At 70.1% G+C, this 14585-nt stretch carries 10 protein-coding genes; 7 read left to right on the forward strand and 3 right to left on the reverse strand.

Going from position 1 to position 14585, the window contains the following annotated elements; genetic code table 11:
- Nucleotides 1-8: 8 nt before the first annotated feature.
- From ACFZBP_RS16975 to ACFZBP_RS16995, 5 genes are all read left to right on the forward strand, one after another.
- Nucleotides 9-2750: a ComEC/Rec2 family competence protein gene (locus ACFZBP_RS16975; RefSeq protein WP_391413815.1), complete on the forward strand. Its 2742-nt coding sequence runs from the start codon at nt 9-11 to the stop codon at nt 2748-2750.
- Nucleotides 2737-3576: an arylamine N-acetyltransferase gene (locus ACFZBP_RS16980; protein ID WP_383451077.1), complete on the forward strand. Its 840-nt coding sequence runs from the start codon at nt 2737-2739 to the stop codon at nt 3574-3576. The genes ACFZBP_RS16975 and ACFZBP_RS16980 overlap by 14 nt, the downstream gene beginning before the upstream one ends.
- A gap of 98 nt (nt 3577-3674) precedes the next feature.
- Nucleotides 3675-3902, forward strand: a complete 228-nt coding sequence (locus ACFZBP_RS16985) for a hypothetical protein (protein WP_383451562.1) — start codon at nt 3675-3677, stop codon at nt 3900-3902.
- Between the two features lie 323 nt (nt 3903-4225).
- Nucleotides 4226-5215, forward strand: coding sequence for a DNA polymerase III subunit delta (holA, locus tag ACFZBP_RS16990; RefSeq protein WP_383451072.1), 990 nt, complete (start codon nt 4226-4228; stop codon nt 5213-5215).
- Nucleotides 5216-5629: 414 nt separating this feature from the next.
- Nucleotides 5630-6028, forward strand: coding sequence for a nuclear transport factor 2 family protein (locus ACFZBP_RS16995; protein ID WP_391413819.1), 399 nt, complete (start codon nt 5630-5632; stop codon nt 6026-6028).
- 219 nt (nt 6029-6247) lie between these two features.
- Here the strand turns inward: ACFZBP_RS16995 and rpsT are convergent, their stop codons facing one another.
- Nucleotides 6248-6514, reverse strand: coding sequence for a 30S ribosomal protein S20 (gene rpsT / locus ACFZBP_RS17000; protein ID WP_015660447.1), 267 nt, complete (start codon nt 6512-6514; stop codon nt 6248-6250).
- A 240-nt stretch (nt 6515-6754) separates the two neighbouring features.
- Here rpsT and lepA point away from each other — a divergent pair, with 240 nt between their 5' ends.
- Together lepA and ACFZBP_RS17010 are read left to right on the forward strand one after the other, a co-directional pair.
- Nucleotides 6755-8623 (forward strand): translation elongation factor 4, encoded by a 1869-nt coding sequence (lepA, locus tag ACFZBP_RS17005; protein ID WP_383451060.1) that lies wholly within the window; start codon nt 6755-6757, stop codon nt 8621-8623.
- Between the two features lie 274 nt (nt 8624-8897).
- Entirely contained in the window at nt 8898-10772 is a 1875-nt protein-coding gene (locus ACFZBP_RS17010; protein WP_391413822.1) for an AMP-binding protein, read from the forward strand.
- Nucleotides 10773-10869: 97 nt separating this feature from the next.
- Here the strand turns inward: ACFZBP_RS17010 and ACFZBP_RS17015 are convergent, their stop codons facing one another.
- Together ACFZBP_RS17015 and ACFZBP_RS17020 are read right to left on the reverse strand one after the other, a co-directional pair.
- Nucleotides 10870-11430, reverse strand: a complete 561-nt coding sequence (locus tag ACFZBP_RS17015; protein ID WP_391413824.1) for a response regulator — start codon at nt 11428-11430, stop codon at nt 10870-10872.
- 12 nt (nt 11431-11442) lie between these two features.
- Nucleotides 11443-14585, reverse strand: a 3143-nt coding sequence (locus ACFZBP_RS17020) for a HAMP domain-containing protein (RefSeq protein ID WP_391413826.1), incomplete at its 5' end; no start/stop codon positions are given.

The raw sequence follows: 14585 nt of genomic DNA on the forward strand, positions 1-14585 counted from the left end.
GGACGGTAATGGGGCACGGCGTCCGCGCTCCCGAACGGGCCGCCGTTCACGCCGAGTCCGGGAGCCGGCTGGGTGCCTCCCATCCCCGGCAGGAAGGGCCGACGGACCTCCGTCTCGTGCCTCCGGCGCTGGCGGCCTGGGCGACGGCGGCACTGATGCTGGACGCGTCAATGGAGTGGGCGGTCGGTGCGGCGGTGGTGGGCCTGGTCGCGGCGGGCGTACTGCTGCTGGTGCGGCAAGGAGCCGGCGATGGGACTGGTGATCGTGAGGCCACCCGCGCCACCGGGGCTACCCAGGCCACTCATCCCACCCAGGCCACCCGAGCCGTCCGGGTCCCGCGAGCAGCCCTGGCCACCTGCGCCACCCAATCGCGAGATCAGCGAGCTTCGCCCCCGCGGGCCACCTGGCCGCGCGTCTCGGTCGCCGCTGTGCTGCTGTGTGTTGCCGCGGCCGCCGTCTCCGCGGGGCTGCACGGGGCCGATGTGCGGCGTGGGCCCGTGCCCGGGCTCGCGCGGGAGTACGTCACCGTGACCGCGGAGGTCGAGGTCACCTCTGATCCCCGGCTGACCCGGCCCAGGGTCAAGGGCGATCACATGGCGCCGACCGCCGTGCTGATCAACGCGGATGTACGACGGGTGGAGGAGGCGGACGGCACGGCGGTGGAGACACGGACGCCGGTGCTCGTGATCATCGACGCGGGTCGGGGGTCGGGGGCCGCCAGGGCCGTCGACGGGAGGCCGAACACGCCCGGGAACGCCCAGGCCCCGCCGGGGTCCGCCGGTGGCCGGACCTCGCCCTGGCTGGGGCTGCTGCCCTCCACGCGTTTGCGGGTGACCGCGACGTTCGCGCCCTCGCTGATGGACGGGGACCGCGTCGCTGCGGTGCTGCGCGTGCGGGACCCGGGGGTGCCGGAGGTGGTGGGGGAGCCGTCGGATGCGCAGCGGTTGGCCGGGCGGCTGCGGGCCGGGCTGCGGGAGGCGACCGACGGGTTGCCGGCGGATGCGCGGGCGCTGCTGCCGGGGTTGGTCGTGGGGGACACCTCGCGGATCACTCCGGAGCTGGACGAGGCGTTCAAGGAGACCGACCTCGCGCACACGCTCGCCGTGTCCGGCAGCAACCTCACGATCATCCTCGCCCTGCTCATCGGCCCGCCCGGGAGGGCGCAGTCGGCCGAGCGGCGTGGACTCGCGCCCCGCCTCGGTTTCTCGCTGCGGACGACCGCGCTGCTCGGCGGCGGGCTCACCCTCGCCTTCGTCGTCGTGTGCCGGCCCGACCCGAGCGTGCTGCGGGCCGCGGCCTGCGGTGCTGTCGTGCTGCTCGCTCTCGCGACGGGTCGCCGCAGGTCGCTGATCCCGGCGCTGGCGACGGCCGTACTGCTGCTGGTGCTCTACGACCCGTGGCTGGCCCGAAGTTACGGCTTTCTGCTCTCCGTCCTGGCCACGGGCGCCCTGCTCACCCTCGCACCCCGGTGGAGCGCGGCGTTGCGACGGCGCGGGGTGCCACCGAGGTTGGCCGAGGCGCTGGCGGCCGCCGCTGCCGCGCAGGCCCTGTGCGCGCCGGTCGTGGCGGTGCTGTCGGCGCGGGTCAGTCTGGTGGCGGTGCCGTGCAATCTGCTGGCGGAGTTCGCGATCGCACCGGCCACGGTGCTGGGCTTCGCGGCGCTGGCGGCGGCACCGCTCACGATGCCGTTGGCCAAGGCGCTGGCCTGGTGCGCGAGTTGGCCGACCGGGTGGATCGCGGACGTCGCCCGGACGGGTGCCGCCCTGCCCGGGGCGGGTGTGGACTGGCCCGGCAGCTGGACGGGGGCGGCGTTGCTCGCCCTCGCCACGGCGGTCGTCCTGCTCGCCGGGCGACGGCTGCTGCGACACCCCTGGTGGTGCGGTGTCTGCGGGGTGCTGCTCCTGCTCCTGGTGGTGCAGCCGGCACCGCTGACCAGGGTGGTCACGGGCTGGCCGCCGCCCGGGTGGCGGTTCGCGATGTGCGATGTGGGGCAGGGCGACGCCACAGTGCTCGCGGCGGGCGAGGGCACGGGCGTGGTCGTGGACGCCGGACCCGATCCGACGTCGGTCGACCGCTGTCTGCGCGCACTCGGCATCACGCGGATCCCGCTCGTCGTCCTGACCCACTTCCACGCCGACCATGTGGCGGGCCTGCCCGGCGTCCTGCGTGGGCGTGCGGTGGGCGCGATCGAGACGACGGGGCACGAAGAACCGGTGGACCAGGTGGAGTTAGTGCGCAGGGAGGCGGCGGTTCGACGTATCCCCGTGACGCGGGCCGCCGCCGGGGAGGAGCGGCGCACCGGGTCGCTGAGCTGGCAGGTCGTCTGGCCGCCGGCGCCCTCGTCACCCACGGCCATGGCACCGGACGGTCCGAACGACGCCAGTGTCACCCTTCTCGTGCGCTCGGCCGGGCTGCGGCTCCTGCTGCTGGGGGATCTCGAACCCCCGGCCCAGCGGGCACTCTTGAGATCACCGGCGGGCGTGCTGTTGGGCGGAGTGGATGTGCTCAAGGTCGCCCATCATGGCTCGGCGTACCAGGATCCGGAGCTGATACGCAGGGCGGCGCCGCGGCTGGCGTTGATCAGTTGCGGTGCGGGCAACCCGTATGGGCACCCGGCTCCCAGTACGGTCGCGGCGCTGCGGGCGCAGGGCGCGGTGGTGCTGCGGACGGACGAGGACGGGGCGCTGGCGGTCGCGGGTACGGGCGCGGAGCTGCGGGTGGCGGGAGACTGGGGGCATGGATTCCGTTGAGGTTGATGCCTATCTCCGCCGCCTGGGGGTCGAACACCCGGCGTGGCCCACTGTGGACGTGCTGCGTGAGCTGCATCTGCGCCATCTGCAGACCGTGCCGTTCGAGAACCTGTCGGTGCACCGGGGTGAGGAGATCGTCCTGGAGGAGAAGCGGCTGCTGGACAAGGTGGTGGGGGCGAGGCGGGGCGGGTTCTGCTACGAACTGAACGGTGCGTTCGGGGCGTTGCTCGGTGCGCTGGGCTTCGATGTGACGCTGCTGGCGGCTCGGGTCCACGGGCCGGAGGGGAAGCTCGGGATTCCCTACGACCACATGGCGCTGAAGGTGCGGACGGTGGACGGCGGCACCTGGCTGGCGGACGTCGGCTTCGGGGCGCACAGCCACCATCCGCTGGCGTTCGGGGCGCGGGGCGAGCAGAAGGATCCGGCGGGCGTGTTCCGGATCGTCGAGGCCGGGCCGGACGCGGCCGGGGTGCGCGGCGGGCACGACGCGGCGGACGCGGCGGACCTGGACGTCGTCATGGACGGCAGACCCGAGTACCGGCTGGAGCGGCGGCCACGGGTGCTCGGTGACTTCGTGGCCGGGGCGTGGTGGCACAGCACCTCACCGGCCTCGCACTTCACGCAGTCGCTGGTGTGTTCGCGGGTGACGGAGGAAGGAGGACGGATCACGCTCAGCGGCCGCACGTTCAAGGCGACGGCGGCCGACGGGACACGGGAGGAGTGGGAGCTGGGCACGGACGAGGAGGTGCTGGGGGTGTACCGGGAGCGGTTCGGGATCGAGCTGGACCGGGTGCCGACGGTGCGGGAACTCGGCCGGGAGGGCTGATTCGGCCGGGGGCGCCCGGGGCTGGGCGAGTGCGTGACCCTGTACGCGTTCGGCGTTCCCCGGTGCCCGAGAATTGTCCCGTGAGCGATGTGAGACATGTGCTGGTGCTGCCCGACCGTGACGCGGCGGAGGAGGTCGCGGAGGCGCTCGGGGAGCGGTTCGGGATCGACGAGGAGCCGCGGCTGGTGCGGGACGCGTTGGCGGGGGAGGACGACGCCGAGGACGCGCAGTGGCTGGTGCTGCTGCGGGACGAGGCCGCGCGGCTCGAACCCGGGGAGCTGGACGAGTTCGTCGGAGGCTGGGACGGCTGGCGGGAGGAGCCGTAGCCTGGCTGGCGGCCTGAGCTGGGGCGTCCCGCGGGGTGTTCTGCGGCTGTGCCCCGCGCCCCGGCGCCCGCTGGGTACCCGCACCCGCCAGGCACCCGGCGACCCCGCGCCTCAGCCCCAGCCCGGCTGGGGCACCCGCACCCGCCAGGCACCCGGCGATCGCGCCCCCGCGCCCCCGCCGGAGACCCGGTGACCTGCACCCCCGCGCCTCAGCACCAGCCCCAGCCAAACCCAGGGCACCCGCACCCCGCGATCGCGCCCCCACTCCTACCCACCCTTCCCACCGGCACCGACTGTCAGTGCCCCGTGCCATGCTTGTCGCGATGGCCAGGAAGAGTGCGAACGACGATCCCCTCGCCCCCGTGACCCTCGCCGTGGGTCAGGAGGAGCTGCTGCTCGACCGTGCCGTGCGGGAGGTGGTGGTTGCCGCCCGGGCAGCCGACGCGGACACGGATGTGCGGGAGCTGACCTCGGACCAGTTGCAGCCGGGGACGCTGGCGGAGTTGACCAGTCCCTCGCTGTTCGCGGAGCGCAAGGTCGTGGTCGTACGGGGTGCGCAGGATCTGTCCGCCGACACGATCAAGGACGTGACGGCGTATCTGGGGGCGCCGGCCGAGGAGATCACCCTCGTGCTGGTGCATGCCGGTGGAGTCAAGGGCAAGAAGCTGCTCGACGCGGCCCGCAAGGTGGGGGCGCGGGAGGTGGCGTGCCCGAAGATGACCAAGCCGGCGGACCGGCTGGCGTTCGTGCGGAGCGAGTTCCGGGCGACCGGGCGGTCCGCGACGCCGGAGGCCTGTCAGGCGCTGGTCGACGCCATCGGGAGCGATCTGCGGGAGCTGGCGTCCGCGGTGAGTCAGCTGGTCGCGGACGTCGAGGGGACTATCGACGAGGCCGTGGTCGGGCGGTACTACACGGGCCGTGCCGAGGCGTCGAGCTTCACCGTGGCCGACCGGGCGGTCGAGGGGCGGGCCGCGGAGGCGCTGGAGGCGCTGCGGTGGTCGTTGGCGACGGGTGTGGCGCCCGTCCTGATCACCAGCGCGCTCGCCCAGGGCGTCCGGGCCATCGGGAAGCTCTCCTCCGCGCGCGGCGGCCGCCCCGCCGACCTGGCGCGTGAGCTCGGCATGCCGCCGTGGAAGATCGACCGCGTGCGCCAGCAGATGCGCGGGTGGACGCCCGACGGGGTGGCGGTGGCGCTGCGGGCGGTCGCCGAGGCGGACGCCGGGGTGAAGGGCGGCGGGGACGACCCCGAGTACGCGTTGGAGAAGGCGGTCGTGACCATCGCACGCGCGGCTCGCTCCAGGGGGCGGGGCTAGGGGTGTTTCGAAGGTCCCGCACAGCACCCGCGGCGCCCGGCACGCACCCTCGCCGCACCGGCCAAAGGGCCAAGTACGTCCAGTACGAGGGCCTTCGTCCGGCGCGCCGAGGGCACGCACCGGCTGCGACACCCGCTGCCGCGGCGGGCGCGGGCACCGCACGGGACTTTCGAAGCACCCCCTAGAGCCCGTCGTTTGGATCATGCCGACGTCGCGGCACGTGGCACGCGTTCCCTCACTGCCTCAAGGGCATGGGGGACGCCCAGCAGCGTTGTCGTCGGTTGCCGACTCCCCCCACGACCTGGCCCGAGCCCCCGCCTTCTGAATCCTGCTCCGGAAGACACGCCCCAGGACAAGAGGGGACAATCAGGCGTATCAGCCGTACAGCGTCGGATGGGAAAGGTGGCGACCGTCATGGCTGAACACCCGCACGCCGCAGTCGTCCGCAAGGGCTACGAAGCCTTTCAGCGCGGGGACATGGACACCCTGCGCGGAATGATGACCGGGGACTGCACACACCATGTGCCCGGCTCGCACCCGCTGTCGGGGGACTTCAAGGGGATCGAGTCGATCCTCGACGGGTACTACGGCCGGCTCTACTCGGAGACGGGCGGGTCCTTCCGGGTCGAGCTGCGTGACATCTTCGTCGACGGCCGTGGGCACGCTGTCTCGGTGCACCGTTTCACCGCCGACCGGGGCTCCAAGCACATCGACGAGAGCGGCGGCATCGTCTTCCGGATCGTCGGCGACAAGATCACCGACCTCGACGAGTGCGTCGCGGACATCGACATGGTCAACGAATTCTGGACGTGAAACGGCGACGATCCCGGCCGTGGCACCGACATGGACGTGGGTATGCCGAAGGCCCCGGCGCTCGCCCTGGGGAAGGGCGAGGCGCCGGGGCCTTCGGATCGAGATGCTGGATCCGCACCCGCGTGGCGAACGCAGGCCGCGTGCGGATCCGGGATGCCGGACGGGAGCGGATGAGAGAGGGCCCGCTCGATTCCCTCCGGCGGTCAGATCAGAGAGGTGTCAGCCCTTGAGGGACGCGACCTTCGAAGCAAGCGCCGACTTCTTGTTGGCGGCCTGGTTCTTGTGGATGACGCCCTTGGAGACGGCCTTGTCGAGCTGACGCGCGGCAGCGCGCTGGTACTCGGTGGCCTTCTCGACGTCACCCGCGGCAGCGGCCTCACGGGCCTTGCGGATCGCGGTCTTCAGGGAGGACTTGACGGCCTTGTTGCGCAGCCGAGCCTTCTCGTTGGTCTTGATCCGCTTGATCTGGGACTTGATGTTCGCCACGAATGAGCCTTTTCAGGTTCAGGCACGGGCCAGGAGCCTCCCCGCGAGGAGACCGAGTCCCGTGCCAGGTGATTTCTTGAGGATGTGCCTCGCGCTGAGAGGGCATGAGACACAGCCACCCAGACTACCAGTGGGCCCGCGGACGGCCCAAAACGGTCCCCGGTCGCCGCCCGTGGGACCATGGAACCTACGTATCGATCCGACCCGAGGCATAAGGCGCCTCAAGAGACAGGACCCTGCGTGCCCGCGACCCCTAACAATGTGCCCGAGCCGAGCCGTACCGACCCGGCTCTGATCCGCAATTTCTGCATCATCGCGCACATCGACCACGGCAAGTCCACGCTCGCCGACCGGATGCTCCAGCTGACCGGTGTGGTCGAGCAGCGGCAGATGCGTGCTCAGTACCTCGACCGGATGGACATCGAGCGCGAGCGCGGCATCACGATCAAGTCCCAGGCGGTGCGGCTGCCGTGGGCTCCCACCCACGAACCCGGCAACACGCACATCCTCAACATGATCGACACCCCGGGGCACGTCGACTTCACCTACGAGGTCTCGCGGTCGCTCGCCGCCTGCGAGGGGACCATCCTCCTCGTCGACGCCGCCCAGGGCATCGAGGCCCAGACCCTCGCCAACCTCTACCTGGCGATGGAGAACGACCTCACGATCATCCCCGTGCTGAACAAGATCGACCTGCCGGCCGCGCAGCCCGAGAAGTTCGCCGAGGAGCTCGCCAACCTGGTCGGGTGCGACCCGAACGACGTGCTGCGGGTCTCCGCCAAGACCGGTGTCGGCGTCGACGCGCTGCTCGACCGGGTGGTCAAGGAGGTCCCCGCACCGGTCGGTGTGAAGGACGCCCCCGCCCGCGCGATGATCTTCGACTCCGTCTACGACTCCTACCGGGGTGTCGTGACGTACGTCCGTGTCATCGACGGGCAGCTCAACAAGCGCGAGCGCATCAAGATGATGTCGACGGGCGCCACGCACGAGCTGCTGGAGATCGGCACGAACTCGCCCGAGATGCTGGGCGCCGACGGCCTCGGCGTCGGTGAGGTGGGCTATCTCATCACCGGTGTGAAGGACGTCCGCCAGTCCAAGGTCGGTGACACCGTCACCAGCCAGCAGAAGGGCGCGACGGAGGCCCTCGGTGGGTACAAGGACCCGAAGCCGATGGTCTTCTCCGGGCTCTATCCGCTGGACGGCTCCGACTACCCCGAGCTGCGCGAGGCCCTGGACAAGCTCCAGCTCAACGACGCCGCGCTGGTCTACGAGCCGGAGACGTCCGCCGCGCTCGGCTTCGGCTTCCGCGTCGGCTTCCTGGGGCTCCTCCACCTCGATGTGATCCGGGAGCGACTGGAGCGGGAGTTCGGCCTCGACCTCATCGCCACCGCGCCCAACGTGGTCTACCGGGTGGTCATGGAGGACGGCACCGAGCACACCGTCACCAACCCGAGCGAGTTCCCCGAGGGCAAGATCGACGAGGTGTACGAGCCCGTCGTACGCGCCACGATCCTCGCCCCCACCGAGTTCATCGGCTCGATCATGGAGCTGTGCCAGACCCGGCGCGGCACCCTGCTCGGCATGGACTACCTTTCCGAGGACCGCGTCGAGATCCGCTACACGCTGCCGCTCGCGGAGATCGTCTTCGACTTCTTCGACCAGCTGAAGTCCAAGACCCGCGGCTACGCCTCGCTCGACTACGAGCCCACCGGCGAGCAGACCTCCAGCCTGGTCAAGGTCGACATCCTGCTGCACGGCGACAAGGTCGACGCCTTCTCGGCGATCACCCACAAGGACCAGGCGTACGCGTACGGCGTACGGCTCGTCGCCAAGCTCAAGGAGCTGATCCCGCGGCAGGCCTTCGAAGTGCCCGTCCAGGCCGCCATCGGCTCCCGGGTGATCGCCCGCGAGACCATCCGCGCCATCCGCAAGGACGTCCTCGCCAAGTGCTACGGCGGCGACATCTCCCGTAAGCGCAAGCTGCTGGAGAAGCAGAAGGAAGGCAAGAAGCGGATGAAGATGGTGGGTTCCGTGGAGGTTCCGCAGGAGGCCTTCATCGCGGTGCTCTCCAGCGATGACAGCGCGGGGTCGGGCAAGGGCAAGAAGTAACCGCTGGTAACAGGCGGTGACCCGGCAAACCGGTGCAACAGGGGCTCGTCGTGCACAAGTGCGGCGAGCCTCTGCCTGTACCGGGGGTGACTCTCTGGTGGAAGTGACAGGCCTCGGACCCTTACGCGGTGGCCGGTCGACCTTTACTCTGATCCCTGCTCGATAGTTACTCGCGAGTTAAACAACGGCACGCGAGTGAAGACCGCCGTAATGAGCCGGCCGCACCAGCCGGCTATTGAGCCAGCCGCACAGTCGCGGGCCCCCGGAGGATGTCGTGAGCGACACACAGACACTGATCGAGAACCGTCCGCCGAGCGTGGCGGCCCTCTTCCTGGAGCGAGTGGCGGCCACACCGGACGCGGAGGCGTATCGCCATCCCGTGGCCCCGGCCTCGGGCGAGGGCTCGGACGACTGGAAGTCGCTGAGCTGGGCGCAGTCCGCCGAGCGGGTCTACGCCATCGCGGCCGGACTCATCGAGCTGGGCGTCCAGCCCGAGCAGCGCGTCGCCCTCGCCTCCTCGACCCGGATCGAGTGGATACTGGCCGACCTGGGCATCATGTGCGCCGGCGCGGCCACCACGACCGTCTATCCGCAGACCAACGCCGACGAATCGGCGTTCATCCTCTCCGACTCCGAGAGCCGGGTGCTGATCGCCGAGGATGCGGCGCAGCTGGCCAAGGCCGTGGAGAAGCGCGGCGAGCTGCCGAACCTCACCCACGTCGTCGTGATCGACCCGGCCGGCGTCGAGACCGCCGACTGGATCCTCACCCTCGACGAGCTGGAGAAGCGCGGCGCGGCCCGGCTGGAGAAGGAGCCCGGGCTGATCAAGCAGCGGGTCGGTGCGATCACCAAGGACCAGCTGGCCACCCTGATCTACACCTCCGGCACCACCGGCCGCCCCAAGGGCGTACGGCTGCCGCACGACAACTGGGCCTACATGGCGAAGGCGATCGCCGCGACCGGCCTGGTCGGCCCGGACGACGTGCAGTACCTGTGGCTGCCGCTCGCGCACGTCTTCGGCAAGGTGCTCACCTCCGGGCAGATCGAGGTCGGCCACGTCACCGCCGTCGACGGCCGCGTCGACAAGATCATCGAGAACCTGCCGGTCGTGCGGCCGACGTACATGGCGGCCGTCCCGCGCATCTTCGAGAAGGTCTACAACGGGGTCGCCGCCAAGGCCCGCGCGGCCGGCGGTGCCAAGTACAAGATCTTCCAGTGGGCCGCCGAGATCTCCCGCGAGTACGCCAAGGTCACCCAGGACAACTTCCGGCGCACCGGCACCCACTCCGCGCCGTTCGGGCTCGCCGCCAAGCACAAGGTCGCCGACACGCTCGTCTACGCCAAGATCCGCGAGGCCTTCGGCGGCAACCTGCGCGCGTGTGTGTCCGGCAGCGCCGCGCTCTCCCCGGAGATCGGCTACTTCTTCGCGGGTGCCGGCATCCACATCCTGGAGGGCTACGGGCTCACGGAGTCCTCCGCCGCGTCGTTCGTGAACCCGGGCGAGGCCTACCGCACCGGCACGGTCGGCAAGCCGCTGCCCGGCACGGAGGTGCGCATCGCCGACGACGGGGAGATCCTGCTGCGGGGCCCCGGCATCATGGAGGGCTACCACGGGCTGCCCGACAAGACCGCCGAGGTGCTGGAGTCGGACGGCTGGTTCCACACCGGTGACATCGGGGAGCTGTCCCCGGACGGGTATCTGCGGATCACCGACCGCAAGAAGGACCTCATCAAGACGTCGGGCGGCAAGTACATCGCGCCGGCCGAGGTCGAGGGGCAGTTCAAGGCGGTGTGCCCGTACGTGTCCAACATCCTGGTGCACGGGGCCGACCGGAACTTCTGCACGGCGCTGATCGCGCTGGACGAGCCGTCGATTCTCGCGTGGGCCGAGGAGAACGGGCTCGGTGGGAAGCCGTACGCGGAGGTCGTGGCGGCGCCGGCCACCGTCGAGATGGTCGACGGGTATGTGAAGCAGCTCAACGCCGGGCTTCAGAAGTGGCAGACGATCAAGAAGTTCCGGTTGCTGCCTCGGGATCTCGATGTGGAGCACGGGGAGATCACACCGAGTCTGAAGTTGAAGCGGCCGGTCGTGGAGCGGGAGTACAAGGCGCTGATCGAGGAGATGTACGCGGGTACGCGGGAGGCGTAGCGCCTACTGGGAGGGGTGGCGGGGACCGTTGGCGGCTGCGGGTTCGTTGTGGCTGGTCGCGCGGTTCCCGGCGCCCCTGAGGTGAGGATGGGCATCGCTAGCCGACAAGCCGGCGTATCTCGTGGACCCTGGCGCGTAGGTCGGTCATGTCCAGGGGGGCGTCGCCGGAGAGTTGCTGCTCAAGGGATGCCACCTGTGTGCTGAGCTCCTTGGTGTGGGCGTGCTCTCGGCTCAGTAGGCGTTCCAGCTGGCGGGTCTTGCGGTACAGGTCCAGGAAGACCGTCACCTTCGCACGTAACACCCACGGATCGAACGGCTTGGTCAGGTAGTCGGCGGCGCCGGTCGCGTAGCCGCGGAAGGCGTAGGCCGGCTCGTCCTCCGCGCCCGTCAGGAAGATGATCGGGACGTCCTTGGTCTGGTCGAGTCGTTTGATGTTGGTGGCGGTCTCGAAGCCGTCCATGCCCGGCATGCGGACATCGAGCAGGACCAGGGCGAAGCGTTGCCGGAGCAGCGCCTTCATCGCCTCCTCGCCGGAACGCGCGCGGACGAGCGGTTCGTTGAGGGACCCCAGGACGGCCTCCAGCGCGATCAGGTTGTCCTCCATGTCGTCGACCAGGAGGATGCCGGCACGCTCGTCGGTCGTTGCCTCAGCGCTCATGATGAAGTGGCCTCATTCGGTGATGGTCGGCGGGACCTCTTCCCCCTCGGAAGCGTCCGGTCCCGGTCCTACGGTGTTCGGCTCCGCGACCTCGGGGTCCAGGAGGTCGCAGACGACGGTCAGCAGCTGATCCAGGTCCACCGGTTTCGGCACGTAGTCGTTCGCGCCCCGCGCGATGGACTTCTCCCGGTCGCCTGGCATGGCCTTCGCGGTCAGCGCGACGATGGGCAGGTCCGTCCAGCGCGGGGTGCGGCGGATGGCGGAGATCGTCTCGTAGCCGTCCATCTCCGGCATCATGATGTCCATCAGGACGAGTTCGACGTCCGGGTTCCGCTCCAGTGTCTCGATGCCCTCGCGGCCGTTCTCCGCGTACAGGACCGGCATGCCGACCCGGCCGAGGACATGGGTGAGCGCGAAGACGTTGCGGATGTCGTCGTCCACTATCAGCACCCGCCGGCCGGGGAGGACCTGGCCCGCCCGGCCCGTCTGCCACGCCTCCAGCTTGGTCGGCGTCGGCCAGGATTCGTCGGCGTCGTGCGCGGCCGGGTACGTCTCGGCCGACAGCTGCTCCGGCACTGGCAGCGTACGGTCCTCGGGCGTCGGGCCGGTGGCCGCGTGACCGGGGCTGACGACCGGGACGTACAGCGTGAAGGTGGAGCCCTTGCCGGGTTCGCTCTCGGCGACGATACGGCCGCCCAGCAGGCCCGCGATCTCGCGGCTGATGGACAGGCCGAGGCCGGTGCCGCCGTACTTGCGGTTGGTCGTGCCGTCGGCCTGCTGGAACGCCTCGAAGATCACCGGGAGTTTCTCCCGCGCGATGCCGATGCCGGTGTCGGACACCGCGAAGGCGATCACCTCGTCGCTCTCGCGGACGTAGCGGTGCTCGGGGTCCTTCACCCGGTTCACGCGCAGCTCGACCCTGCCGGTCGCGGTGAACTTGATCGCGTTGGAGAGGAGGTTGCGCAGGATCTGCTGGAGGCGCTGCTCGTCCGAGTACATCTCACGCGGCACGTCCTCGCCGACCGCCACCTCGAAGGCGAGCCCCCGGTCCAGGGTGAGCGGGCGGAACGTGGCGTGGACGTAGTCCAGCAGCTTGATGAGCGGCAGTTTCTTCGGGCGTACGTCCATCCGGCCGGCCTCGATCTTCGACAGGTCCAGGATGTCGTTGATCAGCTGGAGGAGGTCCGAGCCCGAGCGGTGGATCGTCGTCGCGAACTGGACCTCCTGGTCGGTGAGATGGCCGTCCGGGTTGTCCGACAGCAGCCTCGCCAGGATCAGCAGGGAGTTCAGCGGGGTGCGCAGCTCGTGCGACATGTTCGCCAGGAACTCCGACTTGTACTGGGAGGAGGTCGCGAGCAGGGCCGCCTTGTCCTCCAGTTCGGCGTTCGAGCGCTGCAGCTCCGCCTGCTGCATCTGGAGTTCGTCCGAGCGTTCCTGGAGCTGCATGGCCAGGCGCTGGGACTCGCCGAGCAGGGACTCCGTACGTGAGTTGGCGATGATCGTGTTGATGGCGACGGCGATGGTGTTCACGAACTGGTCGAAGAACGCGAGGTGCACGTCGGAGAAGCGGGAGAACGAGGCCAGTTCGATCACGCCGAGGAGCTTGTCCTCGAAGAGGATCGGGATGATGACGACGCTGGTGGGTGCCGCCTCGCCGAGCCCGCTGTTGATCTTGATGTAGTCCGGCGGTGCCTCCTCCACCAGGATCCGCTTCTTCTCGCGGGCCGCCTGCCGGACCAGACCGTGCACCGGCAGCCCGCCGGTCTCCACGGTCGCGCCCTGCGCCGAGCCGTACCCGGCGATGAACGCCAGCCCCTTCGCGGGAACCGTCGTCCGCAGAGCAGCGCTCTCCTCGTCCGGGTCGGCCAGGAAGAACGCGCCGTACTGGGCGTTGACCAGTGGCGTCAGCTCGCGCAGCAGCAGGTCGGCGACCTCCATCAGGTCGCGGTGGCCCTGCATCAGCGCGGCGAGGCGGGCCAGGTTGGACTCCAGCCAGTCCTTGGCGCGGGTCGTCTCGCGCAGGTTGGCCACCATCAGGTTGATGTTGTCCTTCAGCTCGGCGACCTCGCCCCGCGCCTCGACCGTGATCGAGCGGGACATGTCGCCCTGGGCCACCGCGGAGGCGACCTCGGCGATCGCGCGGACCTGGGTGGTGAGGTTCAGGGCGAGTTCGTTCACGTTGGTCGTCAGGCGCTTCCAGGTGCCGTAGACGCCCTCGACCCGCGCCTGACCGCCGAGTTGGCCCTCGGAGCCGACCTCGCGGGCCACGCGGGTGACCTCGGAGGAGAAGGACGACAGGGTGTCGACCATCGTGTTGATGGCGGTCTTCAGCTCCAGGATCTCGCCGCGCGCGTCCACGTCGATCTTCTTGGAGAGGTCGCCGTTGGCGACGGCGGTGGTGACCTGGGCGATGTTGCGGACCTGTGAGGTCAGGTTGTCCGCCATGTAGTTGACGTTGTCGGTCAGGTCCCGCCACACGCCGGAGACGCCGAGCACCTGGGCGCGACCGCCGAGCCGGCCGTCGGTGCCGACCTCGCGGGCCACGCGGGTCACCTCGTCGGCGAAGGCGCGCAGCTGCTCCACCATCGTGTTGACGGTGTCCTTCAGCTCCAGGATCTCGCCTCGCGCGTCGACCGTGATCTTCTTCGACAGATCGCCGTTCGCCACGGCCGTCGTCACCTGGGCGATGTTGCGGACCTGCGAGGTCAGGTTCAGCGCCATGAAGTTGACGTTGTCGGTGAGGTCCTTCCAGACGCCACTCACCCCGCGCACCTGGGCCTGACCGCCGAGGTTGCCTTCGGTGCCGACCTCGCGGGCGACGCGGGTGACCTCGTCGGCGAAGGCGGAGAGCTGGTCGACCATCGTGTTGATGGTCGACTTCAGTTCGAGGATCTCGCCCTTCGCCTCGACCGTGATCTTCTTGCCGAGGTCGCCCTGGGCCACGGCGGTGGAGACGAGGGCGATGTTGCGGACCTGTGAGGTCAGGTTGTCCGCCATGAAGTTGACGTTGTCGGTGAGGTCCTTCCAGACGCCGGAGACGCCGCGCACCTGGGCCCGGCCGCCGAGGTTGCCTTCGGTGCCGACCTCGCGGGCGACGCGGGTGACCTCGTCGGCGAAGGCGGAGAGCTGGTCGACCATCGTGTTGATGGTCGACT

Source organism: Streptomyces sp. NPDC008086, assembly GCF_042957325.1.
Taxonomy (GTDB): domain Bacteria; phylum Actinomycetota; class Actinomycetes; order Streptomycetales; family Streptomycetaceae; genus Streptomyces.

Bases quoted from the DNA above. Each gene is read 5' to 3' on its own strand.
- ACFZBP_RS16975 (WP_391413815.1), top strand. From the start codon at position 9: ATGGGGCACGGCGTCCGCGCTCCCGAACGGGCCGCCGTTCACGCCGAG.
- ACFZBP_RS16980 (WP_383451077.1), top strand. From the start codon at position 2,737: ATGGATTCCGTTGAGGTTGATGCCTATCTCCGCCGCCTGGGGGTCGAA.
- holA (WP_383451072.1), top strand. From the start codon at position 4,226: ATGGCCAGGAAGAGTGCGAACGACGATCCCCTCGCCCCCGTGACCCTC.
- ACFZBP_RS16995 (WP_391413819.1), top strand. From the start codon at position 5,630: ATGGCTGAACACCCGCACGCCGCAGTCGTCCGCAAGGGCTACGAAGCC.
- ACFZBP_RS17015 (WP_391413824.1), bottom strand. From the start codon at position 11,430: ATGAGCGCTGAGGCAACGACCGACGAGCGTGCCGGCATCCTCCTGGTC.